This window comes from Clostridium celatum, assembly GCF_021412605.1.
GTDB lineage: Bacteria > Bacillota > Clostridia > Clostridiales > Clostridiaceae > Clostridium > Clostridium celatum.
Genome location: NZ_JAJKGM010000006.1, coordinates 96,232 through 122,315 on the forward strand (window position 1 = coordinate 96,232; position 26,084 = coordinate 122,315).

Below are 26,084 nucleotides of genomic sequence, written 5' to 3' on the forward strand. Positions count from 1 at the left end.
GAGTCCTTGAATATAGTAGTGCAAAAATTTGGAGGAACATCTGTTTCGACAGAAGAAAGAAGAAAACAAGTAGTTAATAAAATATTAGAAGGAATAAAGCAAGGATATAAACCAGTAGTTGTAGTGTCAGCAATGGGAAGAAAGGGAGAACCATATGCAACTGATACTTTATTATCTCTTTTAGATAGTAATTTTAAGGAAGATAATAGAAGTGCTAAAGATTTATTAATGTGCTGTGGAGAGATAATTAGTTCTGTTATTTTATGTAATGATTTATATAGAGTAGGTATTAATGCAGTTCCATTAACTGGTGGACAAGCAGGAATAATAACAAATGATGATTATAATGATGCACAATATACAGATGTTAATACTGATAAAATTGAAGCAATTATAAAGGAAGGAAGAGTTCCAGTTATATGTGGATTTCAAGGAGTAACAAAAGAGGGTTATTTTACTACTTTGGGAAGAGGTGGAAGTGATACATCTGCTTGTATTTTAGGCGTAGCATTAAAAGCTAAAGAAATTCAAATATATACAGATGTAGATGGAATTATGACTGCTGATCCTAGAATGGTTAAAAATGCATCATTAATAAATGAAATCACATATAATGAGGTATTTCAATTAGCGGATCAAGGAGCCAAAGTGATTCATCCTAAGGCAGTTGGTTTAGCTAAAAAAGGCAATGTACCATTGGTTATAAAGAATACAATGAATAATTGTAAGGGTACATTAATAACAAATAATATATCTAAAGATGAAAAGAGATTTATTTCAGGAATAACCCATTTAAATAATAGAATACAGGTGAGAGTAAGATTATCAGAAAATAAAGATGTAAAGGCATATAGAAACTTGTTAGAGTTAGTAGCTAAAAATGGTATAAGCTTAGATTTGATTAATATTTTCCCAGCGCACCAAATGTTTACTATTGATGCATCAGAAAAAGAAAAGTTAACGGAAATAATGAATAAAGCTAATATAAAGTTTTCTATGATAGAAAATTGTAGTACCATAGCTATAGTAGGAGCTGGAATGACTGGTGTACCTGGAATAATGGCAAATATCATAAATACACTAATAAATAATGATATTGAAGTATTACAAACAACAGACTCTAATATGACTATTTGGTGTTTAATTTATTCAAGAGATATATGCAAAGCAATTAAATTATTGCATGATAAATTTCAATTATCATTAGTGCATTAAAAATATAAGAGTATTAAAATATTTAAAAATAGATATTAGTTAAAATAATGATTACTTTTTTAAAATAGGGAGTGCTTGGTAAAATAGAATGATATTTTGCTAAGCAGTCTCTATTTATTTTTTTAAGAAAAGAATTTTTATATTAAGTTAAATGTTCAATTTTTAACGAAGTTAATATATAATATATATGAAATTACTTAAGTATAAGAAAGAAGGAGAGAAAAATGGAAATAATTTTTAATGAAAAAGCAAAGAATGCTTTAACTGAACTAATAAATAATAGTTCAGAGGAGTATATAAGAATTAAAGTATTTTATGGATGTGGAAGACCAGCATACGAAATTTATCCAGATTTTAAAAGTGATGAAGATATAGAAGAAACAATTAATGGAATAAAGTTTATTGTAAACAAGAAAGACGAAAGAGCTTGTAATAAAATCGAAATAAAATATGATAAAGAAGTATATAATAAAGGCTTTTATATAAAAGATATAGGGTAATATGTTAAAAACTTATGTATAATATAAAAATAGCCTGTAATAATTAAAATTACAAAGGTATACACCTTGCATGAAAGAAGAAGATATTTCATTTTTTATACATTTTTTTACTAATTTAAGCTTAAATATAAATAATTATTTATTATAGGGGAAAAATAGAAAGGTAAGGAAGGGTGATAAAAATGAAAGGAAATACAATAAAAGATCTAAATAAATTTTTAACTGGTATTCATATGGGTGGTGCAACTTTTAAAGATTATTTAAATAAGGCTGAAAATCTTAAATTAAAAGAAGAATTAAGAGAAATTGTTGAATCTTTTAAAAGGCATGAAGAAGCGATAACACATAGAATAGAGGCTTTAGGAGGGAATGCATCAGATTCACTAGGAATAATAGGAAATATATCAGAAGCTTTTGAAAAATTAAAGCTTATTCCTATTAATAAGGATTCAGAGGTTTGTGAGCACGCAATTAAAGCAATGAATATGGGAATAAAAAATGCAAATAAATTTCTTGAAGAAAATGAGAATATGGATGAAAGTATAATGAATGATATTAAAGGTGTAATAAAAGATTATGATAATCAATTAGAAAAGCTTAATAGTATACAAAAGAAATTAAAAGAACTATAAAATTATTGTTAGGGGAATTATATGAAAAAATATAGAAAAAAAATTAGCGCTTTATTTAGTATAATGTTGGTATTATTTTTAGTAGGTTGTAGTAAAGAAATAGTTAGAGTAAAAGCACCTACAGCAGAGGAAGCATTAAGTTTATTTAATAAATATAATGTTGATAATAATATAGAAGAAATGGTTAAACTATATTCTGATGTTTATGTAGATGCTATAGGATATAGTACAAATCAAATAATAAAGATAATGAAAAACAATAGAAAAGATGTAGAAATTAATGCTGCAACTATTGAAAGTTTAGAAGCAGTAGATGATAATACGCAAAAAGCAAATGTATCAATAACAGCTATAGTTAATGGTGAAGAAAGTACAGAGAGTTATACGTATGCTGTTTTAAAAGAAGGAGATGGATGGGCAGTATCACCAGATGGTATTATAGGATGTATGAATTTTGATGTTCCAGTATCAAAATCAAAAGAGCTTAATTTGAATTTAGTAAAAGAAATTATTAATTTCACTGGGGGAATAATAAGAGTTGATGTAGTAAATAATTCTAGTAATGATGTGATTTTTGGAACTAATGATGCAAAAACAGAAGTATTAGTAGAAACTACTGAAGGAACATATAAAAATACATTAGAGCAATCAGCAACAGTTAATAAAAGAAGTAGAAGTTCATTCATGTCTAGTATTGACGGTATAAAAGGTGAAATACAAAAAGTTACTGTAACTAACATTTATGATGCTGATAAAGATGGCAATGCAATAGACACTACTAAAAGAGATATAATAGTATATTCTAAATAAAATAAAAATAAATGCAAGTGATTAATTATAATTCACTTGCATTTATTTTTTTTGGATATATATTTATTTAACAACATAATTTAAAAGATCCAATTTATTTAAAATCTCGTAGTATTTACTTAATAAGCCTAGACTTATAGTATTATTAATAATATCAAAGTGTTTTTTAAATGGAATCTTATTCATATAATCAATACAGTTTGAAATGCAATTTGAAATATAAAAGTCAATATCGGATATATTAGTCTTTAAAAGCTCACTATAATTTAAATTAACATTATTATAAATAATGTTAAAAGGATTAAATTTATTTTCATTCATATCATTCTTTAAATCGTCTAAGGCATCTATAAGATATATCCATTTACCAATATAATATCCAAGCCAATATAAATTATTTCTTAAATCTATAGAATAATTCTCTATATCGTAAGGAAAATCCCTTAATATAATTCCCATTGTATCACCAAAAGGTGCACATATTTCATCAAGGGTAGAAAAGTTTTTGCTTTTTTCTAGAATAGATAGGTTAGTTATATTTTTATCTATAGAAGATGCTAAACTATTCATTGATAATAAATCTTTTTTAACAGCTGGAGATAATAAAAGTTTGAAGAAATTACTTTTTATACTTTTATCATCAGCAATATTATCTTTTAGTTTATAGTTAAAAAGTAAAATACTTAAATTACAGGAGTAGTTTAAAGTATCTGTTTTATCTACAATAATTATTTTTGTAGTTGGATGTCTTAAACACTTAACGTATTTTAAAGTTAATGGTGCACTATAAAGTCCCTCTAATAAAAATCCAATAAAGGTTAAGTCGTAATTTAAGCAAAAACGAGGTATATTCCCATATTCCTTTTTTATCTCATGACATAATCCGCAATAATAGCTTCTAAAATATTCGAACTCTCGAACTTTAAGTTCACTTTTAAGTGGAGTTATATAACCAAACATTAAACTTCTCCTTAATTTAAAGTTTTAACACATTCCTTTACCGCCAGGGGCACCACCGCACATATTCATACCATTTCCACCACCTGACATTAAGCTTTGCATAAGCATATTTTGTAGTGGATTATTATTAGCACCGCCGCCTAATGGATTCATATTACCCATAGGATTAGCTCCGGTATTGCCAGCATTGCCCATTGGATTTGTGGTATTGCCCATAGGATTTGCAGTTGCATTAGCATTACCCATAGGGTTTGCGTTATTTCCCATAAGCATGCTTAATAGATTTGGATCTATGCCTCCGCCTCCTCCTTGGCTTGGACCACCACACATATTATTTGATTGACCACCGCCACCGCACATACTATTGTTATTATTTGAAGAGGCAGCAGCTCTAGCTCTTGCCATACGAGCATAATTAGCTTTTATTTGATTAATTTTTTTGTTTAATAATAGTAGAGTTTCTTTATATTCTTCATTTGTAGGATTAAGTTCAGCAGCTGTTTTTAAATGATTAACACCAGCTTGAACCCAACCTTTTTTTAACATAACAAATCCTTTTAAGTAATTCCATTCAGGAGAAGTTTTATCTCCTATAAGATTTAATTCTGTTTCAGCAGAAAGGAATTGTTCATTTTCAATTAACTTTCTAATATCTTTGTATTTTATATCATTGATTAATGAATTGTAAGCTTCATTTAATTCAGAAAGTTTATCCTCAAAAAAAGGTTGTTCTGGGGAACTTTCAAAGTTATCAACGCTATAAGTGCTAGATAAATTTTCATAAGCACTTTTTATTTCTTCAAGTGAAGCTGAAGGTCTTACTCCTAGTACTTTATAAGGGTTCATTTCTAAATCTCCATAGAAATATTATTAAATCATTATAATATATTCAAGCGACTTTAAATAAGTTCGTCATATAAATCTATAGTATTTGAATTAAAAAAATTAATATAATATGATGAACGAGTTGTAAATAGAAAGAACTATTAAATCTTATGTGTTTAATAGTTCTTTCCATATTTTTCATTACTTAAATACAATCAATTAAATCTCCACCCATACATTCACAGCATTGGTCTAAGCAAATTAAATCACAACAGCTAAAATTACCACAATCACAACAACAATCATCACAACAACAGCAAGAACATCCCCTATTTCGTCTTCTATAGCCATCATAGTAATCATCGCTATAATGCCTATGTCTTCCCATTAATGAAATTAAAGAATCTTTATAAAATAAATTATCTGGTGCAAGTGTTATTGCAAGTTTTAATTCTTCTAAGGCAGTATCAAACCAAGCTTTTTTTTCTAAAATTAGACTGTTAAGATAGTGATATTCATGAGTTTTAATATTAGCTTCTTTTAATAGATTTTCAGCTGGTATTAAATCTTTTTCATTTATTAAAGATAAAATTTTAGTATACATATTATTATTCATCGAATTAGTTATATCCATAATAATCAGCTCCTTTATAAATATTATTATATACAAAAAATACTAATGAAAACATATTAAGATATAAAAAGAATGAGTAAATAATAGAATAGATGGAAAGAATATTTACTATTATATAATAATTATGATAAAATATCATAAAACAATTATGTAAGGAGAAAAGAGTTATGAGTAAATTATTTTTACAATATCCTAAATGTACAACATGTAAAAAAGCAAAAAAATTTTTAGTAGAAAATAATGTGGAGTTTAAAGATAGAGATATAACTTTAGATAATCCAACAGTTAATGAGTTGGAAGAGTGGATTAAATTAAGTGGACTTGAGATAAAGAAATTCTTTAATACTTCAGGTGTTTTATATAAAGAAATGAATCTTAAGGATAAGTTAAAGGATATGTCTGATAAAGAAAAGATAGAGCTATTAGCAACTAATGGTAAACTGGTAAAAAGACCACTTTTAATATGTGATGATAAAGTTTTAGTTGGCTTTAAGGAAGAAAAATATAGAGAAATTTTATAAGATATATTAATATCAAGTTTTATTACAATAATAAATATATATAATTAAAGTTTAGAATAACAGATGGCAAATTAGGGATAAGGATGATATCAAGCTTCCGCTAATTTGCCCTTTTAATTTGTTATTAAAATTACTTGTCAATTTTTTTATAGAAGGATGTTTTTCTTATTAAAGTTTATGATAAAATAAAAAGTATTGTATTTATAATAAAGCTTAAAATTTATAGGCAATTAGATAATTTATTTTAACATAGCTTTATTTAATGAGGTGAAAAAAATGAATATTGCACAATTAAATACTATAATGATAAAAAATGATGCTAATAATAGGTTAAAAAAGGGCATGAGATGCTATAAGGAGAATTTAGTATTAGATATAAAGTCTATAGTAGATAAAGAATATGAATCATTAGATATATACGGGAAAGTAATGTCTGAAAGTGATATAGATGTTTATAACACTAATATATCTTTTGATTTAAAAAATAGCACTTTAATTTATACTGAATGTAGTTGTGAGGATTTTAAAAAAAATTGTGATTTTAACTCTACATATATTTGTAAGCATATTGGTGCTAGTTTTTATAGATTTATGGAAGCTGTAGAAGATAAGATTAAATTAAAAAAAGAAGAAAAGTATATAGTAGAGAAAAAAAATATAGAAGAGAATGTGGATTATTCTGAAGTATTATTAAAATTATTAGATGATAAAAATAATAATGAAAAAGAAAAAGTAAATATACAAGTAAATATAGAAAGAAAGGAATATAGAAGAGAAAAGTTTTACTATGAGGCTGACTTTAAAATTGGAGTAAAAAAATTATATGTTGTAAAAAGTATTTTTGATTTTATAGAAGCTAGAAAAAATAAAAAATCTTTAGAGTATGGGAAAGAATTTATATACAACCCAGATATACATTATTTTTCTGAAGAAGATGAAGAATTATTAAACTTTGTTGAAGAATATGTAGCTTTTAATGAAACATTTCAAAATGAATATCAAGTACATAGAGTAACTAATAATACTTTTGGAAAAGGTAAAACTATATTAATATCACAAAGTGCTTTAAAAAGATTTTTAAGCTATTTTAAAAATAGGACTTTAACTTTAAATGATGGTAAGGAGATTAAAACAGTAGAAGTAAAAAAAGAAAATTTGCCTATTGAATTTAATGTAAATGAGAAAAATGGTGATATAAATATTACAAGTAATGAGGATATTCCAAAGGCTTTAACTTATAAAGGTGATGTCTATCTTTGGGAAGATAAAATTTATTTGCCTTTTGAGGAACAGATTAAATATTATAAGGGGATTAATGATATTTTAACAAAAGAAAAAAATATAACATTTAAAGGTGATAAAAAACAAGCAGTATTTAACAAGGTAATTCCTTTATTAGAAACAATAAGTAATAAAATTAACATTGATGAAGAATTGAAAAATAATATTATAAGAGAAAATTTAAATTTGGAAATATATTTTGATAGGGAAAGAAATAAGACATGGGCTGAAATTAAAGCAATTTATGGTGATGTTGAGTTTAATATATTAAAAGGACCTAAAGAAGATCAATATATAATTAGGGATTTAAATAAAGAAAGAGAAATAGAAAAAGCTTTAAATAATTTATCTTTTTATAGAGAAAAGGAGATTTTTAATTTTAATGGTGATGATGAGAAGCTTTATGAGTTGTTATCAAGTGATTTAAATGAATTAAAAGAAAAAGCTACGGTTTTTTATTCAGATAGATTTAAAGAAAGAAAAATTTATGGTGCTAATTCGCTTAATGCATCTATTACAGAAGGAAGCGGAAATTATTTAGAATTTACTTTTAATATTGAAAATGTAAGCGAAGATGAGTATAGAAAAATTATTAATGCTTTTAAAGATAATAGAAAATTCTTTAAATTAAAAGATGAAAGTTTTGTAGATTTAAGAGATGAGGAGGTTGTTAAATTATTAAAATTAATAGATGACTTAGCAGAAGATACATCTATAAAATCTAATAATTTAAAACTTCATAAGAGTAAAGCTGTATTTTTAAATGAAGCTATACTTAAAGATAATATGAACTTTATAAATGGAAAAGATATAGCTTCTCATATTGCAAATAAGATAGAAAATTTAGATAGTATTGATTATGATATACCGAAAGATTTAAATGCAAATCTTAGAGATTATCAATTGACTGGATTTAAGTGGTTTAAGACATTAAGTTATTATGAGTTTGGTGGAATTTTAGCGGATGAAATGGGACTAGGAAAAACTATTCAAACTATAGCATTTTTATTATCAGAAAAAGGGAAAAGAAGTATTATAGTAACGCCAACATCACTTATATATAATTGGAAAAGTGAATTTGAAAAATTTGCACCAGATTTAGATATAAAAATAATTCATGGTAACAAAGAAGAAAGAGCATTTACACCTGAAGAGGCAAAAAAATATGATGTATTGCTTACAACTTACGGAACACTAAGAAATGATTATGATTTATATGAAAATATTACTTTTGACTACTGTATAATAGATGAAGGACAAAATATTAAAAATCCGTTATCTCAAAGTAGTGAGGTTGTTAAGGAAATTAAAGCTAAGGTGAAATTTGCTTTAACAGGTACTCCTATAGAAAATAATTTACTAGAATTATGGTCTTTATTTGACTATATAATGCCTGGATATTTATATTCTAGACGAAAATTTCAAGATAAATTTATGAAAAGGGATAAGAATACAGAGGATTTAAAAAGACTTATTAAGCCCTTTATTTTAAGAAGATTAAAAACAGAAGTTATGAGTGAGTTACCAGATAAAATTGAAAAAAGATTCCTTATAGAAATGACAGATGAACAAAAGAAGGTATATAAATCTTATATAGATGATATAAAAGTAAAAATGAAAGAAAAAGATTTTACTAAAGATAAAATAACTATATTCTCTTATTTAACTAAGCTTAGACAGCTTACTTTAGATCCATCAATATTAGTTGAAGGATATAAAGGTGGGAGCGGAAAGATAGATGTAACAGTAGAGCTTATACAAGAATTTATAAAAAATGATCATAAAATATTATTATTCTCTCAATTTACATCAGTTCTTGATAATTTAAAGAAGATATTGGAGACAGAAGGAATAGAATATTTTTATTTAGATGGGCAAACTAAGGCATCACAAAGAGTAGAATTAGTTAATGAGTTTAATAATTCAAATAAAACAAAGGTATTTTTAATATCTTTAAAAGCTGGAGGAACAGGTCTTAATTTAACATCAGCAGATGTAGTAATACATTTTGATCCATGGTGGAATCCAGCTATAGAAGATCAAGCAACAGATAGAGCACATAGATTTGGTCAAAAAAATGTTGTTGAAGTTATTAAGCTTATTGCAAAAGGAAGTATTGAAGAAAAAATAATTAAGCTTCAAGAAAGTAAAAAAGAAATAATAAATGAAGTTATGAATGGAAATTATACAAATGGAGGATTCTTAAGCTCATTAAGTAGTGAAGAAATTAAAGAGTTATTTATATAGTAAATTAATTTAGGATTTATTAAAATATTTTAATAAATCCTAAAAATTTTTTTAAAGGAACTTTTTTATAGCATTTAATGTCTAATATATATAAAATTAAGTTTTATATGTATTAAGAGGGGAAACATGAATGTGGGAGAAGTTAATATTAAATGAAAAAGATTATGAATATTTAAGTAAAGGAATTGCTATTGGTGTTGGAATAGGAATTATTTTAGGGGCTATAACAGGTGAAATAATTTTATTTTTTTCACTTGGAGGAGTATTGGGTATAATTGGATGTGCTGTGATTTCAATTATAAAAAAAATTAAAATAGATAAGGATAAAAGGAATAAAAAAAACTGGCAATAGTTTGATTGCCAGTTTTTTTATAGAAATTATTCTACTGTTACTGATTTTGCTAAATTTCTTGGTTTATCAACATCGCAGCCTTTTTGTTTAGCAATATAGTAAGCAATTAGTTGTAATGGAACAACACTTATAAGTGGAGTTAAGATATCAATAGTTTTTGGAATATAAACTAAATCATCAACAACCTCTTTAGAAGTAGTGTCATCTTCATTAACAACAGCAAATATATTTCCACCTCTAGTTGATACTTCTCTTACATTACTAATCATTTTATCCTTTAAAGCTTCTTGAGTTAAAAGTGTTATAACAGAAGTATTTTTCTCAATTAATGCTATTGGACCGTGCTTTAATTCTCCACCAGCATAAGCATCACAGTGGATATAAGAAATTTCTTTAAGTTTTAAAGAACCTTCCATAGCAACTGCATAATCAAGTCCTCTTCCTAAGAAGTACATATCCTTATGATTGTAATGAGATGAAGCAAATTTTTGAAGAGAATCTTTCATCTCTAATGCTTTTTCAATTTTGGCAGGTACTTTTAAAAGTTCAGCTTTAACTTCTTCTATTTGATCACTTGACATAGTTTCATTTAATGAAGCAAAATATAATCCTAAGATATAGAATGCTACAAGTTGAGTAACATAAGCTTTTGTAGAAGCAACAGCTATTTCAGGACCAGCTAAAGTGTAGAATACATCATCAGCCTCTCTTGAAACTGATGAACCAACAACATTTGTTATAGCTAAAACTCTAGCACCTTGTCTTTTACCATCTCTTAAAACAGCTAAAGTATCTGCAGTTTCACCAGATTGAGAAACAACTATAATTAAAGTTTTATTAGTAATAATAGGATCTCTATATCTAAATTCTGAAGCAACATCTATTTCAACTGGAATTCTTGCAAATTTTTCAATGACTGTTTTACCAACAACACCAGCATGATATGCAGTACCACAAGCGACGATATATATTTTATCAAAGTTTTTAAGTTCGTCTTTTGTGAAAGAAATATTATCCATAGTTATTGGATTACCTAAAGAAATTTTACCAGCTAAAGTATCCTTAACAGCTCTTGGTTGTTCATGAATTTCTTTTAGCATAAAGTCTTCAAATCCACCTTTTTCAGCTGCATCAACATTCCAAGTAACATGATAAATTTCTTTTTCTATTTTATCGCCTTCTTCATTTAGAAGTTCAACACCATCTTTAGTTAAAATAACAAATTCTTTATCCTCTAAAAGATAAACATCTCTAGTATGGTTTAAAACAGCAGGAATATCAGAAGCTATAAAGCTTTCATTTTTCCCAATACCAACTATAAGAGGACTATCTTTTCTAACAGCAACTATTTTATCAGGTTCATTTTTTGCAATAACACCAATTGCAAAACTTCCTTCAAGTTTTGAAGTTGCTTTAACTACAGCTTCAAATAAATCACCTTCATAGTAGTAATCAATTAGATTCGGTATAACTTCAGTATCTGTTTCAGAGAAGAATGTATATCCTTTAGAAGTTAACCATTCTCTTAATTTCATATAGTTTTCTATAATACCATTATGAACAACGCTTATTGTAGCATTTTCAGTAGTATGAGGGTGAGAATTAATATCAGATGGCTCACCATGAGTAGCCCATCTTGTATGACCAATTCCTATATGACCTTCAATAGGATTTGTATTTAAGCTAGTAGCTAAATTGTTTAAACGACCTTTAAATTTTCTAACATTTATTCCATTATTAAGGATAGCAACTCCAGCAGAGTCATACCCTCTATATTCTAATTTTGATAAACCTTCAACTAATAAAGTAGATGCTTGTCTACTTCCAACATAACCAACTATTCCGCACATAATAAATCTTCCTTTCAATAATAAACTTCCAAATTATAATTTGGATAACTGAACCTATACCTAAAAGATTATGAACTTAGGTATAAGTTTATGAAAATATTAGGAGTTTTGAAGTTAGTATTTAAAAAAGGGTATACTAATACTAGGACTTCAAAAAACCTTAAAAAGGTTTTAACACCAGACTAGTGTTGTGCTATAAATCACTTCATAGTTTTACTAGTCGTTAACGGTAGTGCGATACCGTGGGGCACCCGCCGAAGAATTCGATTCTCCCCATCCTCGTCAACTTAAGTGAGCCTATAAATTTCAATTTAGTTAGGCAAACTTACTCCTACGCTTAGTAGGACTTTCCTTTAGAAAATCACTTAAGTTCTGGCGCTTTTATAAAATTATTTTCTGGTTTGTTACTATAATAATCACATCCTTTCATGAATTATCTAGTATACCACGAAATAATTCTACCATAAAAAAAATATTTGTCCACTAAATAAGAAGATAAAAGCAAAAAATACATATATAAACAATATATGATAAATAAGATGAAAATATGATATGTTTTAAAGAAGAAATTTTTATTAGTTATAGGTTAAATCATAAGTAAAATATAATATTAGAAAAGAAATAAATTTTAAAATGCAATAAATTAGAAAATATAAATAAGTATTATAGTAGCATAAATGTATAATTTCTAAAATTTTGGTCAGAATATCCTAAGAGAGTTTTTTAACAGGAGGAAAGTAAAATGTCAAATTTAGAAATGAATAAAAGAAATGCTGATATTCCAAATAGTGCAAAAAAGGCAAGAAAAAATGGGAAAGTTCCAGGAGTATTATATGGAAAGAAAATAAACAATCTATTATTTGAAGTAGGTGAATTAGAGTTAGCTCATGAAATTGGAGTTAATGGTGAACATGGTGTTATAAGTTTTGATTTAGATGGAGAAGAACATAAGGGATTAATTAAAGAGGTTCAAAGAGATCCAGTTACTAATAAAATAATTCATTTAGATTTAGAAGAATTAAAAGGTAAAAATAAAATTATTTCTTCAGTACCTATTCATTATGTAGGAGAAGATTATATTAATCAAAGAGGAATAGTTTTGCAAAAAGAAAAAGATTCTGTTAAAGTAGAATGCTCAGTAGAAAATTTACCAAAGCATATAGATTTTAATGTTGGGTCAGGTAATGTTGGTTCAGTATATAAGTTTGGTGATTTAGAAGTTGCATCAGAAATATCTATTTTAGATGATTTAAATTCAGTTATTGCATCAATAAGTTATGAGCGTAAAACAGTTTCTGATGAGATGGATGAAATAGAGGAATCAGCAGCTTCAGAGTAAAAAAATGAGTCTGAAAATGTAATAAAAGATAGAATATTGTAGTAAAAAGATAGAGTTATATATTTTTTTTATAATAACTCTATTTTTTGTTTGAATTTTTATATTCTTATGTATATAATATTACTGAAAATGTTTAGGAGGGATAATATGGATTACAAAGAGAAGTATAATGAGTGGTTAAACTCAACAGTAATATCAGAAACAATAAAGGCAGAACTAAGAAGTATTACAGATGAAAAAGAAATAGAAGATAGATTTTATAAGGAATTAGATTTTGGGACAGGTGGACTAAGAGGTATAATTGGTGCAGGAACTAATAGAATGAATGTATATACAGTTTCAAAGGCTACACAAGGCTTTGCAAATTATTTAAATAAATCTTTTGAAGCACCAAAGGTTGCTATTGCATATGATTCAAGAAACATGTCAAAAGAGTTTGCAGAAGCAGCAGCGTTAACACTTTGTGCTAATAATATAAAAGTATATCTTTTTGAAAGCTTAAGACCTACACCTATGCTTTCATTTACTTCTAGACATTTGAAGTGTCAAGGGGGAATAGTTATAACAGCTTCACATAACCCTAAAATATACAATGGTTATAAGGTTTATGATGAGTTTGGTGGCCAAGTTACAGATGAAAAAGCTAATATTATAATTGGTGAAGTTAATAATATTGTAAATTATGAAGATATAAAGAGTATTGCACTAGAAGATGCATTAAAAGATAATCTTTTAGAATATATTGGAGAAGAAGTTGATAAGGCTTATATTGAAGAAGTAAAAGGTCTTACTATAAGAACTAAATTAGTTGAAGAAAAAGCTAAAGACTTAAAAGTTATATACACACCAATACATGGTAGTGGAAATATGCCAGTTAGAAGAGTATTAAAAGAACTTGGATATGAAAATATTGAAGTTGTTAAAGAACAAGAGTTACCAGATGGAAACTTCCCAACAGCATCTTATCCAAATCCAGAAAATCCACAAGTTTTTGAATTAGCTTTAGATATGGCTAAGACTGTAAATCCAGATATAATATTTGGAACAGACCCAGATTGTGATAGAATTGGTGTAGTTGTTAAAGAAAATAGTGGTGAATATAAAGTATTAACTGGAAATCAAACAGGACTTTTATTAACTGATTATATATTATCAGCTTTAAAGGAAGAAAATAAATTACCTTCAAATGGTGTTATAATTAAGACTATCGTTACAACAGAAGGCGCAAGAGCTATTGCTAATTATTATGGTGTTGAAATAATGGACGTTTTAACTGGATTTAAATATATCGCAGAAAAAATAAGAGAATTCAAAGAAAATGGGCATAAGAAATACTTATTTGGATTTGAAGAAAGTTATGGATATTTAGCAGGAGATTTTGTAAGAGATAAGGATGCAGTTATTGCTTCTATGTTAATTGCAGAAATGACTCTTTACTATAAAGAACAAGGAAAGAGCTTATATGAAGCTTTAATTGAACTTTATAATAGAATTGGATTCTTCAAAGAAGATTTAATATCAATTGAGTTACAAGGTAAAGAGGGACAAGAAAAGATTGCTAAGTGTTTAGAATCTTTAAGAAATACTTCATTAACAGAAGTAGATGGAGTTAAAATTGCAACTAAACTTGATTATAAGTTAAGTAAAGAGGAAAACTTAATTAATAATATGGAAAGTGTAATAAACTTACCTAAATCAAATGTGTTAAAATATATCTTAGAAGATGGTTCATCATTTGTTGTTAGACCTTCAGGTACTGAACCAAAAATGAAAGTTTATTCAGCAGTTAAAGGTGAAAGCTTAGTTAATGCTGAAGAAAAGCTAAAAAGATTCAATGAAAAAGTTATGGAAATAATAAATGAAAAATTAGCTTAATATAAATTTTTAAGTAAAAGTCACTAATTTTATTGGTGACTTTTATTATTTATATTGGATTTGTTTGAAAGTTTTAAGGTAATACTGTATTATGTATAATGAAATAATTTACTAAAGGAGTGTAATTTATGGATTACAAATCACAAATTAAAGAAAAGTTAGGTAAATTATTATTTTTAGAAATGAATGTTGATGGATTTAAAGAAAGTATATCAATTCCATCATATGTTAATTTTAAAAATAAAGATCTATATTTACCAATAAATTCAGAATATATTAGTTCAAATATAAATGATGAAATAAAACTTAAAAATCTTCCTATATATTACTTTGTAGAAGGAATGTTCATTGCAATGGGATGTGATGAAAATTTTAGATTTAATGATGATTATGAATTGATATTAGATTACATAAAAGATACTGAAAATATAATTAAATCATTAATTGCAAAAAAGATTAACGAGGAAAAGTTTTTAGATGGATATATATTATTAAAGGGATATTATACATATTCAAAAGATTTAGAAGCTATGAAAAAGCTTTTACTTGTAGGTGAGACTATTAGAGAAAAGGATAACGGATTTAAAGATTTAATTTTAGAAGATATAGAGTATGTTATAGAAAATAATTTAAAAATTCCAGAGGCATATCTGTATAAAGCTATTATTTTAAAAGATGATACAGACTTTAAAGCTGCTAAAGTAGCTATAAATGAATACTTTAATAAAGGTGGTAAAAAAACACCAGAAGTAGAAATAATTAATAATGATATAAATAATATTAGTGATTATGAAAATGCTATAGAATTATTAGGTGAAGATCCAGCTAAGTCAGTAGAAATTTTATTAAGATTGGCTGAAGAGTTTGAAGAAAATCCATTAATTTATTATTATTTAGGGATTGCTTTTAGAAAGTTAGAAAAATTTGATGAAGCAATTTATTATTTAAAAGAAAGTATAAAGAGGGAAAGTGGTATACTTGAAGCTGTTGTAGAACTAGGACTTAGTTATGCTTGTCTTGGTGAGTTTGAAGCTGCAATTAAATATTTCAAAAAGGCATTTGAAGCATCAAGAGATGTTGAAATTTGCACTAATATTGTTATGTGTTATTTAAATCTTAATGATTTAGAAAATGCTAAACTTCATTTAGATATAGCTAAAAAATTAAATTCAGAAGATGAAATAGTAAAACAGTTAGATACTATGATAAATAAATAGTAGTAAAAAGGAAGACAATAAATGAGAAAAGATGAGAAAAACAAATATATAGATATTATGGGATATAAGGTGTTTTCTTCTAGTATGGATAAATGTTTGGAAGAAATATCATCTTATGAAAAAGTTCATATTATCTCAGGGAATCCAGAGGTTTTATATACTGGATTAAATAATAAGGAACTTTTTGATAATTTTACATCTGATTCATCTATTATAATACCTGATGGTGTTGGAGTACAAATAAGTGCAAAGATATTAAATACGCCTGTAAGTGAAAAAATTGCAGGAATTGAGCTTATGAAAAATATAATTATGTCTTGTGAAAAAAGTGGAGATGGTATTTATTTATTAGGTGCAGATGAAGAAAGTGTGAAAACCTGTGTAGCAAATATATTACGCGATCATCCAAAAGTGAAAATTGTAGGATATCATAATGGATTTTTTGATTTAAATAATCCTAAAGAAATTTTAGATGAAATAAAAGAAAAAAAACCAATGGCATTATTTGTGGCGATGGGTTGCCCAAGACAAGAAAACTTTATAGTAAAGTATATGGATGAGTTACCTTGTAGAATTTTTATGGGAGTTGGGGGGAGCTTTGATGTTATTGCTGAAAAAGTAAATAGAGCTCCTCAGTGGATGATAAATATTGGTATGGAATGGGCATACAGAGTAGCTAAAGAACCGTGGAGAATAAAGAGGCTTGGAAGTATTCCTAAATTTATATGGCTTGTAATTAAAAATAAAGGCAAAGATAATGGAAAGGTATAAAAGGAGGTAAGCATAATGAAGATATTATTTATAGCTTGCTATTCACCTCTTATAAATAACTCAGCATCTATAGAAACATTACAGTATTTAAATAACTTATCTAAAATAGAAGGAAATGAAGTTCATCTTTTAACAGTAAATTTCCCTAAAAATTCAATATATTATGATGAATATATATTGAGCATGTTAGATAAAAAAGTTAAAATGCATATAATTAGTGGTGGAAAGATTTTTGAAAGGATAATGCCTAAAAAATCTAATAATATAGCAAAAGCTGGAAACAATAAAAAAAGCTTTGTAAAGACAGCTTTAAGAAAAGGAAAGTCTTTAGTGGCAATTCCAGATATGTATTTTAATTGGGCAAAGAATGCAGCTAGATACGGTATTGAATTAACTAAAAAAGAAAAATTTGATGTTATATTTTCAATGCATGAACCACCTTCAAGTCATATTTGTGCATTGAAAATAAAAGAAGAGTTTAAGAATATTCCCTGGGTTACATATTGGAGTGATCCTTGGCTTAAGGACTCAACAAGAGAAAATATAAGTAAATTTAGAAGGAAATTTGAAGAAGGCTATGAAAAGAAAATAGTAGAACTTAGTGACAGGTTTATTTTTGTAACTAAGGCAAATAGGGACGATTATATACAAACATATAATATTCCAATTGAAAAAACTTTTATAGTAACTAGAGGATATGATGAAGAACAATATAATGAAATTAAAATAAGTTCAAATCCTAAAATGTTGAGTGATGAAAAAATAAATTTTGTTTATGCAGGTGAAATTTTTTCAAAGCTTAGAGATGTAAGACCATTTATAGATGCCTTAGATGAAATAAAAGAAAAGGATAATGAGTTATTCAAAAAACTTAATATATTATTCTTTGGAAATATTGATGATGAAGATATAAAAAATAAGCTTATATCAGTAGAAAATATAAATGTTTCACCAAGGATTCCGTATAACGAGGCTTTAGGATATATGCTTAATAGTGAGGTTTTACTTTTATTTGGTAATAAAAATTCAAAGCAAATTCCAGCTAAAATTTATGATTACTTTGGAGCAGATGGACTTATCTTTGTTATATTAGGTGATGAAAATGATCCTATAAAAGATGTTGTTTTAAATAAAGAAAAATGTATAGTAGTTAGTAACAATAAAGAAGAAATACAAAAAGGAATTAAAAAAATGGTTGGTATTGTAACTTCAGGAAAGCAATATGGACCTATAGAAGAATATAGATGGAAACATATTTCTAAAAAGCTTAATGAAATTTTAAAGGGGTAAGGATTATGCATATAATGTTTATACCTTCTTGGTATGATAATAATAGAAATAAAGTTCATGGTAGTTTTTTTAGAGAACAGGCTACTAAGCTTCAAGATGCAGGAATTAAGGTGACGGTTGCATATAATGAAATTTGGCCATTAACATTACTAGGAAAGGTTAATGAAAAGATAGGAATTAATTTTAATGTTGAAAAAGGCTTAAGAACTTATAGATATAAGAATTATAATTTTATTCCAAAGAATCCTTTAATGTTTAAAGTTTTTGATAGAAGAATGGATAAACTTTATAGTGAAATAGTTAAAAAAGAAGGAAAAGTTGATATTATTCATGCACAATCATCTTTGTGGGGAGGAATAAGTGCTTCTTATATAGCAAAAAAATATAATATTCCTTTAATAATTACAGAGCATTCTTCAGTAAAGAGAGGAGCTTATGTTAGAGATAGCTATTATAACAGGATAGTAGAATCTTATAATAGTGCAGATAAGCTAATTGCTGTTGGAAATGGATTGAAAGAAGAATTAAAAGAATTGACTAATAGAAATGATATAAAAGTTATAGGTAATTTAGTTGACCTATCGATATTTGATATTAGTAATATAAAAAAAGATGATAATGATTTTATATTTTTTTCACTTGCTTTTTTAGAGGGTGAAAAGGGGTTTGATACTTTAATTAAGGCATTTGCTAAAAAATTCAAGAATCAAAGTGTGAAACTTGTAATTGGTGGAGAAGGTAGTCAAAAAGAATGGCTTAAATCTATAGCAAGAGATGAAAATATTGAAAAGCAAGTTATTTTTACTGGAGCGCTTATAAGAGAAGAGGTTTCAAAGTGGATGAATAGATGTGATGTTTTTGTATTACCTTCTAGATATGAAACTTTTGGTGTTGTATATATTGAAGCTTTAGCCAGTGGAAAGCCTACTATTGGAGCTTATAATGGGGGGGCGGAAGACATTATAAGCAAAGAGGTAGGAATTTTAGTAGAAAAGGATAATGTTGTGGATTTAGGTAATGCAATGGAGTATATAAAAAATAATATAGAAAAATATGATCCACAAGAAGTAAGAAAATATTGTATCAATAAATTTAGTCCTGAAATAATAGTAAATAAAATAATTAATGTTTACCAAGAAGTAATTAAGGAAAGGAGTTAGAGTATATGGAATTTAAAGATTATAGTATTGATAAATTTTTATATGAATTAAAAACAGATTTGCCATCACCAGGAGGTGGAAGTACAGCTGCTTTAGTATCAGCATTAGCTTCAGCATTAAATTCAATGGTATATTCTTTTACTATATATAAAAAGTCTTTTGAGAAATTAGATGAAGAAAATAAAGATAAAATGAAGGTATTTGCAGAAAAAAGTGAAGCTTTTATAAAGGAAAGTTTGAAGTTTATGGAAGCAGATAGAAGTACATTTACAACTCTTATGGATACTTTTAAACTTCCTAAGGAAAATGAAGAAGAAAAATTATATAGAAGTAAAATGATAAAAGAAAAAACTATATTAGCTATGGAAGCACCTTTAAATTTAGCTAAAACTTCTTTGGAGTTTTACGATAATATAGAATTTGCAGTTGAGTATGGAAATAAGAATTTGACTTCAGATGCTATAGTTGCAGCAATATTATTACATAGTGCAATAGAATCAGCTGTAGTAAATGTATTTGTAAACTATAATAGTTTAAGCAATAAAGAAGAATATGAAAATATACCAAATGATTGTAGAGAAATGATTAAAAAGTCATTAGAAAGAAAATCAAAAATAGTTAAGGGCTTTGGAATTTAGGAGAAAATTTTATTTATGGGAATTATGGTAAAGATAAACAAAGGCACTGATCTTATAAAGACAAAATATCTTATGAAATTTAAGCAAAAAACATATACAGGTAAAATGTATGATATAAAGTATTTAGTTGAATTTAATAAAAAGTCTAATGATATTTTAATTGTTTTTACAGCCTGTACAAAAAAAGGCCAGAAGGCAAGATATAACTATATTAGAACATTAGAAGGAATTAAGTGTAATAAGTTATTTATACTAGATGACTTTGGATTTGACGGAAGAGGTGCTTATTACTTGGGGAAAAATAAGGACTTTGCAATAGCTATTGATGTAGAAAAATTAATAGATGATATTTGTAAAGAGGTTAAAGCGGAAAAAGAAATATATATAGGTTCAAGTAAAGGGGCTTATGCAGCGTTATATTTTGGAATGGGAAGAAAGAATACAAGTATAGTTGCAGGTGCACCACAATATAGATTAGGTAATTATTTATATCTTCCGAGTCATAGAAATATATTAAACTATATTATGGGTGATGAATCAAAAGAATCAATAAATAAACTTAATATTCTTATGGAAAATAGATTGAAAAATAACGAGAATAATGGTAATAGTATTTATCTACATTATTCAAATGAAGAAGAAACCTTTAAAAGTGATATTGAACCTTTAATAGAAGCGTTAAATAATCTTAATATTAAAAAGAAATATGATATTCATAGATATAAAAATCATTCGGATTTAACTTTATATTTTCCAAAGTATATCAAAGATACTTTGAAAAAGGAGTGTAATATATTATAAAGTCATATTAAATAATAAAATGGATAATGCTATATTATAATAAAACTTAGAAAGTTTTTAAATTTAGCATTATCCATTTTGAGTTTAAATTATTTAATGAAAATTAGGCAACATTAATTGGAATTTAATTCATCTAAAGATTTAAATTCATATCCATCAGCTTTAATTTGTTCAATTACTGTTTTTAATACATTAGTATTAGTTTTAGAAACTGCATGTAAAAGCATAATACAACCAGGATGAACACCATTTGTTATTTTCTTAATTGCCATTTCTTCGCTAGGTTGATTATCTATAAGCCAATCTTTATAAGCAAAGCTCCAAAAAATTGTTTTATAACCAAGGGCTTGAGTTTTCTTTAAAGAGTTAATAGAATATTTACCCATTGGAGGTCTAAAATATTTTGGCATGTCACTACCAACAACTTCTTTATAAGCTTCTTCTACATCGGTAAATTCTTTATTAAACTTTTCAGTATCCAAAACAGTAGCCATTGAAGGATGGTGATTAGAATGATTACATACTAAGTGCCCTTCATCTGCCATTCTTTTTATTATATCTGGATTTTGAGTTATATAAGGTTTTACAACAAAAAATGCAGCAGGTACATTTTCTTCTTTTAAAACATCTAATATTTTTTCAGTATAGCCATTTTCATATCCTTCATCAAAAGTTAGATAAATGACTTTTTCTTCTGTATTTCCAACATAATAAGCATCATATTTGCTGAAAAAATCTGCAGATTCTTTTGGTGCTTCTGGAGTTGTATCTTTTCCTCTATTTACAAAATACCAATTTAATTCGCTATCCTCTGGTATTGTAGTTTTAGAGTTGGCATAAGTTGTATTAGGTAAGATAGTAAATAAAAGAATAAAAATCAATAAAAAAATACTAACTTTATATTTATTCAAAGTTATCCCTCCTTGAAATTTATTATATTTATATATTTTGTATAACATTTAATATTACTCATGGGAAAAAGAGGGAGTTGATAAAGAGTTTACTTTTTATAATTCTAATGAAGTAAGAATACGTCGTAAATTATAGATTAAAAATATAGAAAAAGTGGATAATAGTTACAAAAGTGGTTGACAAGGAAAAAATGTAGGAATATAATTATAGAAGATTAAGGAAAAGGAGGTAGGAATATGTTAAATACTATATTTGCTTGTGATGGCAAGATAGAAAAAACAATAAAATATTTAATGAAAATATTAATAACCCTATCTCTAGGAATAATCAAAAAATGTAGTGTATAAATTTAGCTATAAAAAAGATTATTTTAAAATTGTTTAATTTATTTTTATAATAATAAATTGAAGTTTGAAGACATGGTTATTAATCCTGTCTTTTATTTTTTACTTTGAAATTTAAGTTTAAGATAAAAGGTAAGGGAATAACTATGTCTTTATTTATTTTTTAGAAAGGATGAGAGCGATGAGCAATAATTAACAAAAGCGTTAAAGAGGATATATTAAAAGGGGGATTTTAAATGACTAGAATACTTAAATATGTTTCTAAGTATAAGGGAACATTGATACTAGGAACTATTTCTATGTTTATTGTTATAGGAGTGGACTTGTGTATTCCTTATTTGCAACAAATATTTATAGATGATGGAATTACAAATGGAAATGAAAGTGTAATAACTTGGACTTTAGTTGGGATTTTTATTATAACACTTATAAAATCATTCTTTGGGTATGGTAAGGAATTTTTATATGATTTACTTAGTACATGGGTACATGCAGATATTAAAAATGATTTATTTAATCATATTCAAAAGCTAGAGTTTAAGTATTTTGATGATATGAATACTGGGGAACTTATGTCAAGAATAGGTGAGGATGTTGAAAATATATGGCAGACTATAGGGTTTGGTATACGACTTTTTATAGAAAATATATTGTATTTTGTTATTTCTACAATAATATTATTTACTTTAAATTATAAGCTTGCATTTGCATGCTTTATAGTTATGGTACCTATAGGATTTATAGGCATTAAGCTAGAAAAGAAATTTGGTAAATGCTATGAAGAAATAAGTGATCAAACAGCAGTTATAAATACAACAGCGCAAGAAGATATAGCTGGTGTTAGATTAGTAAAAGCTTTTGCAAGAGAAAAACATGAAATAAATAAGTTTTTAGGTATGAATAGAAAATATTATGACTTAAATATGAAGCAAGCAAAAATAATAGGAGATTATTTTCCACCAATAGAGTTCTTGACTAATGTATCTCTTGTAATAATGATAGTTTTAGGTGGATTTCTTGTTATGAGAGAAGAAATATCAATAGGAGTTTTAGTAGCGTTTAGTGGATATATATGGAACTTGATATGGCCAATGAGAATGCTTGGGGAACTTATGGACTTGCTTTCAAGAAATACAGCTTCAGCAAAGAAAATTTTTGCAATAATGGATAGAAATCCGGAAATAAAAAATAATGAGAAAAAATATAAAAAAGAAGTCATTAATGGTGATATTAAATTTAATAATGTTAGCTTTAAATATAATGATGAAATTGTTTTGGATAATATAAATTTAGATATTAAGGCTGGAAGTACTGTAGCTATTATGGGAACTACAGGTTCTGGTAAAACAAGTTTATTAAATCTTATAGGAAGATATTATGATGTGCAAGAAGGAAGTGTAGAGATTGATGGTATAGATGTTAAAGAGTATGATTTAAACTTTTTAAGAAAAAGTATGTCAATAGTACCACAAGATACATTTTTATTTTCTGATTCAATAATTAATAATATAAAATTTAGTAATGATAATGCATCTTTTGAAGAGGTAAAAAAAGCTTCTGATTTAGCATGTGCTTTAGATTTTATAGAGTCTTTAGAAGAAGGGTTTGACACAGAAATAGGGGAAAGAGGTATAGGACTTTCAAGAGGTCAAAAACAAAGAATTTCAATAGCAAGAGCCTTAGTTAGAAATTCTAAAATATTAATTTTAGATGATTCTACCTCAGCTTTAGATATGGAAACAGAGCATAAATTATTAAAGAATCTTAAAGAAAGAGAAAAGGAAAGTACAACTTTCATAATAGCACATAGAATTTCAGCGGTTAAAAATTCGGATTTAATAGTTTATTTAGAAAATGGAAAAATAAAGGAGCAAGGAACTCATGAGGAATTATTAAATCTTAAAGGGGCATATTATGATATTTATTGTGATCAATTTAAAGATTTTAATATGCTAGAACAGGAGGTAATATAATTGGGGAGTAATTCGATAAAAAAAGATGAAGAGGTAATGAGAAGAAGCAAGAGAGAAATAACAGCTAAGTTATTAACTTACCTTAAACCATATAAATTTAAAGCTTTTATAGTTGTTTTGTTAATGATTTTTGTTATGGTTTGTGGAATTGTTAATCCACTACTATTAGAAGTTGCTATAGATGACTATGTAGCTAATAATGATACAAAGGGCTTGATTTTAATTGGGGTAGCTTTAATAGGATTGAATTTAGTAGCGTGGATATTATCTAGAATTAGATGGAGTATGATAACTTCAATAACTAATAATATTTTAGTAAATATAAGGCATGAATTATACAGTCATATACAATATTTATCATTTGATTTTTTTGATAGTAGGCCTGTTGGAAAAATACTTGCAAGAGTAGTTGGAGATGTTAATGCATTAAAAAATTTGTTTTCACAAAGTATACAGTCCCTTATACCACAACTATTAAATCTTTTATGTGTTACAGTTATTATGCTTGTGATGAATGTTAAATTAGCTTTAGCATGTATAGCCTTAGTTCCACTTCTTTTTATATCAATATTTTGTATTGAGACATTTTCAAGAAAAAGATGGGAAATATATAGAAATAAGAGATCAAATTTAAATGGATTTACTCATGAAGATTTTTCAGGAATAAAAGTTGTACAAGGGTTTGCTAAAGAAAAGGGTACGGAAAAAGATTTTAAAGCTATGGTTTCAGAGTTAAGTACAGCATTTATAAAAGCTGTACAATTAAATGATTTATTTTGGCCATTAGTAGATTTTGCTTGGGGGATTGGAACAATAGTGGTTTTTGCTGTGGGATATACTTTAGTAAGTAAAGGGGAAATAAAGCTAGGAACTTTAATAGCTTTTTCAATGTATACAGGAATGTTCTGGAGACCTATAATGAATCTTTCAAGTTTTTATAACACATTAGTTACTAATTTTTCAGCAGCAGATAGAATCTTTGATATATTAGATATTAAACCTATTATAAAAAATGAAAAAAATGCTAAAGAAATTGGAAGAATTAGTGGTAATGTAGAATTTAAAAATGTAGATTTTTCTTATGATGAAAATTCACATGTTTTAAAAAATATTAATTTTAAAGTTAATAAAGGAGAAAGAATAGCGTTGGTTGGAGCGACGGGAGCCGGAAAAACAACTATAGTCTCCTTGTTGAGTAGATTTTACGATCCAACTTCTGGAGAAGTTTTAATTGATGGAAAAGATATAAGAAATGTGGAAATTGAAAGTCTAAGAAGTCAAATGGGAATAATGCTTCAAGATACATTTTTATTTTCAACTACTATAATGGAGAATATACGATATGGTAGATTAGATGCTACTGATGAAGATGTTATAAATGCAGCTAAAGCTGTAAATGCTCATGAATTTATAATGAAGCTTGAAAATGGATATAATACAGAAGTAAATGAAAGAGGATCTAGATTATCGCTAGGACAAAGACAATTAGTTTCCTTTGCTAGAGCGTTGCTTGCAAATCCAAGAATATTAATATTAGATGAAGCTACTTCTAATATAGATACAGAAACTGAAAAGCTAGTTCAAAAAGGTATTGAAAGGTTGCTTTATGGTAGAACATCTTTTGTTGTTGCACATAGATTATCAACTATAAGAGATTGCGATAAAATTATGGTTATAAATGATGGGAAAATAGAGGAAATTGGAAATCATATGGAACTATTAAATAACAGAGGTAGCTACTATGAATTATATATGGCGCAATATAAGTTCTTAAGTGAAGGAGCTTAAAAAATAACTATTATTTAGAAATAGTAGTTTGGCAGTTTTAAAATAAAAAGTCAGCTTATTGCTGACTTTTTATTTCAGACTGCTGACAAAGTGTCAGTAGTCTTTAATTTTATACAAATATGTAATATAATTTAAAATATATTAATTTA

General features: G+C 26.6%; 22 protein-coding genes. 17 read left to right on the forward strand and 5 right to left on the reverse strand.

Annotation, left to right across the window (positions count from 1 at the left end):
• The first annotated feature begins 6 nt into the window (after positions 1–6).
• From dapG to LPC13_RS04555, 4 genes are all read left to right on the forward strand, one after another.
• Positions 7–1,215, forward strand: coding sequence for an aspartate kinase (gene dapG, locus LPC13_RS04540; protein ID WP_040420242.1), 1,209 nt, complete (start codon positions 7–9; stop codon positions 1,213–1,215).
• Between the two features lie 224 nt (positions 1,216–1,439).
• Positions 1,440–1,715 carry a hypothetical protein gene (locus LPC13_RS04545; protein ID WP_005216413.1) on the forward strand — a complete coding sequence of 92 codons (276 nt, stop codon included), beginning with the start codon at positions 1,440–1,442 and terminating at the stop codon, positions 1,713–1,715.
• Between the two features lie 182 nt (positions 1,716–1,897).
• Positions 1,898–2,347 (forward strand): DUF2383 domain-containing protein, encoded by a 450-nt coding sequence (locus LPC13_RS04550; RefSeq protein ID WP_005216414.1) that lies wholly within the window; start codon positions 1,898–1,900, stop codon positions 2,345–2,347.
• 21 nt (positions 2,348–2,368) lie between these two features.
• The gene (locus tag LPC13_RS04555) at positions 2,369–3,157 is read left to right on the forward strand and encodes a hypothetical protein (RefSeq protein ID WP_005216415.1); all 789 of its coding nucleotides are present in this window, start codon (positions 2,369–2,371) and stop codon (positions 3,155–3,157) included.
• A 63-nt stretch (positions 3,158–3,220) separates the two neighbouring features.
• On the opposite strand, the gene LPC13_RS04560 is transcribed toward LPC13_RS04555, so the two are convergent.
• The 3 genes from LPC13_RS04560 to LPC13_RS04570 form a co-directional block, all read right to left on the reverse strand.
• Positions 3,221–4,117, reverse strand: a complete 897-nt coding sequence (locus LPC13_RS04560) for a DUF5685 family protein (protein WP_234088630.1) — start codon at positions 4,115–4,117, stop codon at positions 3,221–3,223.
• Positions 4,118–4,141: 24 nt separating this feature from the next.
• Entirely contained in the window at positions 4,142–4,963 is an 822-nt protein-coding gene (locus LPC13_RS04565) for a J domain-containing protein (RefSeq protein WP_005216419.1), read from the reverse strand.
• A 184-nt stretch (positions 4,964–5,147) separates the two neighbouring features.
• Entirely contained in the window at positions 5,148–5,576 is a 429-nt protein-coding gene (locus tag LPC13_RS04570) for a hypothetical protein (RefSeq protein WP_005216421.1), read from the reverse strand.
• A gap of 167 nt (positions 5,577–5,743) precedes the next feature.
• Between LPC13_RS04570 and LPC13_RS04575 the strand changes: the two genes are divergently transcribed.
• From LPC13_RS04575 to LPC13_RS04585, 3 genes are all read left to right on the forward strand, one after another.
• Entirely contained in the window at positions 5,744–6,097 is a 354-nt protein-coding gene (locus LPC13_RS04575; protein WP_005216434.1) for a Spx/MgsR family RNA polymerase-binding regulatory protein, read from the forward strand.
• Between the two features lie 276 nt (positions 6,098–6,373).
• The gene (locus LPC13_RS04580) at positions 6,374–9,625 is read left to right on the forward strand and encodes a DEAD/DEAH box helicase (protein ID WP_005216436.1); all 3,252 of its coding nucleotides are present in this window, start codon (positions 6,374–6,376) and stop codon (positions 9,623–9,625) included.
• 130 nt (positions 9,626–9,755) lie between these two features.
• Complete coding sequence (locus tag LPC13_RS04585) at positions 9,756–9,977, forward strand: hypothetical protein (RefSeq protein ID WP_234088631.1); 222 nt, start codon at positions 9,756–9,758, stop codon at positions 9,975–9,977.
• 26 nt (positions 9,978–10,003) lie between these two features.
• On the opposite strand, the gene glmS is transcribed toward LPC13_RS04585, so the two are convergent.
• Positions 10,004–11,827, reverse strand: a complete 1,824-nt coding sequence (glmS, locus tag LPC13_RS04590; RefSeq protein ID WP_005216440.1) for a glutamine--fructose-6-phosphate transaminase (isomerizing) — start codon at positions 11,825–11,827, stop codon at positions 10,004–10,006.
• A gap of 742 nt (positions 11,828–12,569) precedes the next feature.
• On the opposite strand from glmS, the gene LPC13_RS04595 reads away from it, so the two are divergent.
• The 8 genes from LPC13_RS04595 (at position 12,570) to LPC13_RS04630 (ending at position 20,918) form a co-directional block, all read left to right on the forward strand.
• Positions 12,570–13,166: a 50S ribosomal protein L25 gene (locus tag LPC13_RS04595; protein ID WP_005216442.1), complete on the forward strand. Its 597-nt coding sequence runs from the start codon at positions 12,570–12,572 to the stop codon at positions 13,164–13,166.
• 147 nt (positions 13,167–13,313) lie between these two features.
• Positions 13,314–15,041 carry a phospho-sugar mutase gene (locus LPC13_RS04600; RefSeq protein ID WP_234088632.1) on the forward strand — a complete coding sequence of 576 codons (1,728 nt, stop codon included), beginning with the start codon at positions 13,314–13,316 and terminating at the stop codon, positions 15,039–15,041.
• Positions 15,042–15,169: 128 nt separating this feature from the next.
• Complete coding sequence (locus LPC13_RS04605; RefSeq protein WP_005216445.1) at positions 15,170–16,258, forward strand: tetratricopeptide repeat protein; 1,089 nt, start codon at positions 15,170–15,172, stop codon at positions 16,256–16,258.
• Between the two features lie 21 nt (positions 16,259–16,279).
• Positions 16,280–17,029 carry a WecB/TagA/CpsF family glycosyltransferase gene (locus LPC13_RS04610; protein ID WP_005216446.1) on the forward strand — a complete coding sequence of 250 codons (750 nt, stop codon included), beginning with the start codon at positions 16,280–16,282 and terminating at the stop codon, positions 17,027–17,029.
• A gap of 15 nt (positions 17,030–17,044) precedes the next feature.
• Entirely contained in the window at positions 17,045–18,319 is a 1,275-nt protein-coding gene (locus LPC13_RS04615; RefSeq protein WP_005216447.1) for a glycosyltransferase, read from the forward strand.
• A 5-nt stretch (positions 18,320–18,324) separates the two neighbouring features.
• Positions 18,325–19,479, forward strand: coding sequence for a glycosyltransferase (locus LPC13_RS04620; protein ID WP_005216448.1), 1,155 nt, complete (start codon positions 18,325–18,327; stop codon positions 19,477–19,479).
• A gap of 5 nt (positions 19,480–19,484) precedes the next feature.
• Positions 19,485–20,117, forward strand: a complete 633-nt coding sequence (locus tag LPC13_RS04625; protein WP_005216450.1) for a cyclodeaminase/cyclohydrolase family protein — start codon at positions 19,485–19,487, stop codon at positions 20,115–20,117.
• 15 nt (positions 20,118–20,132) lie between these two features.
• Positions 20,133–20,918, forward strand: a complete 786-nt coding sequence (locus tag LPC13_RS04630) for a hypothetical protein (RefSeq protein WP_005216451.1) — start codon at positions 20,133–20,135, stop codon at positions 20,916–20,918.
• 113 nt (positions 20,919–21,031) lie between these two features.
• On the opposite strand, the gene pdaA is transcribed toward LPC13_RS04630, so the two are convergent.
• A complete protein-coding gene (gene pdaA, locus LPC13_RS04635) occupies positions 21,032–21,877 on the reverse strand; it encodes a delta-lactam-biosynthetic de-N-acetylase (protein WP_005216453.1) in 846 nt (281 codons plus the stop codon).
• 533 nt (positions 21,878–22,410) lie between these two features.
• Between pdaA and LPC13_RS04640 the strand changes: the two genes are divergently transcribed.
• Both LPC13_RS04640 and LPC13_RS04645 read left to right on the forward strand, forming a co-directional pair.
• Positions 22,411–24,147 (forward strand): ABC transporter ATP-binding protein, encoded by a 1,737-nt coding sequence (locus tag LPC13_RS04640; protein WP_234088633.1) that lies wholly within the window; start codon positions 22,411–22,413, stop codon positions 24,145–24,147.
• Between the two features lie 36 nt (positions 24,148–24,183).
• Entirely contained in the window at positions 24,184–25,935 is a 1,752-nt protein-coding gene (locus LPC13_RS04645; protein ID WP_051040736.1) for an ABC transporter transmembrane domain-containing protein, read from the forward strand.
• Positions 25,936–26,084 lie beyond the last annotated feature (149 nt).

What these genes read in the sequence shown, in the direction of transcription:
- LPC13_RS04545 (WP_005216413.1), top strand. Translation starts at nt 1,440, where the DNA reads ATGGAAATAATTTTTAATGAAAAAGCAAAGAATGCTTTAACTGAACTA.
- LPC13_RS04550 (WP_005216414.1), top strand. Translation starts at nt 1,898, where the DNA reads ATGAAAGGAAATACAATAAAAGATCTAAATAAATTTTTAACTGGTATT.
- LPC13_RS04555 (WP_005216415.1), top strand. Translation starts at nt 2,369, where the DNA reads ATGAAAAAATATAGAAAAAAAATTAGCGCTTTATTTAGTATAATGTTG.
- LPC13_RS04560 (WP_234088630.1), bottom strand. Translation starts at nt 4,117, where the DNA reads ATGTTTGGTTATATAACTCCACTTAAAAGTGAACTTAAAGTTCGAGAG.
- LPC13_RS04565 (WP_005216419.1), bottom strand. Translation starts at nt 4,963, where the DNA reads ATGAACCCTTATAAAGTACTAGGAGTAAGACCTTCAGCTTCACTTGAA.
- LPC13_RS04570 (WP_005216421.1), bottom strand. Translation starts at nt 5,576, where the DNA reads ATGGATATAACTAATTCGATGAATAATAATATGTATACTAAAATTTTA.
- LPC13_RS04575 (WP_005216434.1), top strand. Translation starts at nt 5,744, where the DNA reads ATGAGTAAATTATTTTTACAATATCCTAAATGTACAACATGTAAAAAA.
- LPC13_RS04580 (WP_005216436.1), top strand. Translation starts at nt 6,374, where the DNA reads ATGAATATTGCACAATTAAATACTATAATGATAAAAAATGATGCTAAT.
- LPC13_RS04585 (WP_234088631.1), top strand. Translation starts at nt 9,756, where the DNA reads ATGTGGGAGAAGTTAATATTAAATGAAAAAGATTATGAATATTTAAGT.
- glmS (WP_005216440.1), bottom strand. Translation starts at nt 11,827, where the DNA reads ATGTGCGGAATAGTTGGTTATGTTGGAAGTAGACAAGCATCTACTTTA.
- LPC13_RS04595 (WP_005216442.1), top strand. Translation starts at nt 12,570, where the DNA reads ATGTCAAATTTAGAAATGAATAAAAGAAATGCTGATATTCCAAATAGT.
- LPC13_RS04600 (WP_234088632.1), top strand. Translation starts at nt 13,314, where the DNA reads ATGGATTACAAAGAGAAGTATAATGAGTGGTTAAACTCAACAGTAATA.
- LPC13_RS04605 (WP_005216445.1), top strand. Translation starts at nt 15,170, where the DNA reads ATGGATTACAAATCACAAATTAAAGAAAAGTTAGGTAAATTATTATTT.
- LPC13_RS04610 (WP_005216446.1), top strand. Translation starts at nt 16,280, where the DNA reads ATGAGAAAAGATGAGAAAAACAAATATATAGATATTATGGGATATAAG.
- LPC13_RS04615 (WP_005216447.1), top strand. Translation starts at nt 17,045, where the DNA reads ATGAAGATATTATTTATAGCTTGCTATTCACCTCTTATAAATAACTCA.
- LPC13_RS04620 (WP_005216448.1), top strand. Translation starts at nt 18,325, where the DNA reads ATGCATATAATGTTTATACCTTCTTGGTATGATAATAATAGAAATAAA.
- LPC13_RS04625 (WP_005216450.1), top strand. Translation starts at nt 19,485, where the DNA reads ATGGAATTTAAAGATTATAGTATTGATAAATTTTTATATGAATTAAAA.
- LPC13_RS04630 (WP_005216451.1), top strand. Translation starts at nt 20,133, where the DNA reads ATGGGAATTATGGTAAAGATAAACAAAGGCACTGATCTTATAAAGACA.
- pdaA (WP_005216453.1), bottom strand. Translation starts at nt 21,877, where the DNA reads ATGTTATACAAAATATATAAATATAATAAATTTCAAGGAGGGATAACT.
- LPC13_RS04640 (WP_234088633.1), top strand. Translation starts at nt 22,411, where the DNA reads ATGACTAGAATACTTAAATATGTTTCTAAGTATAAGGGAACATTGATA.
- LPC13_RS04645 (WP_051040736.1), top strand. Translation starts at nt 24,184, where the DNA reads ATGAGAAGAAGCAAGAGAGAAATAACAGCTAAGTTATTAACTTACCTT.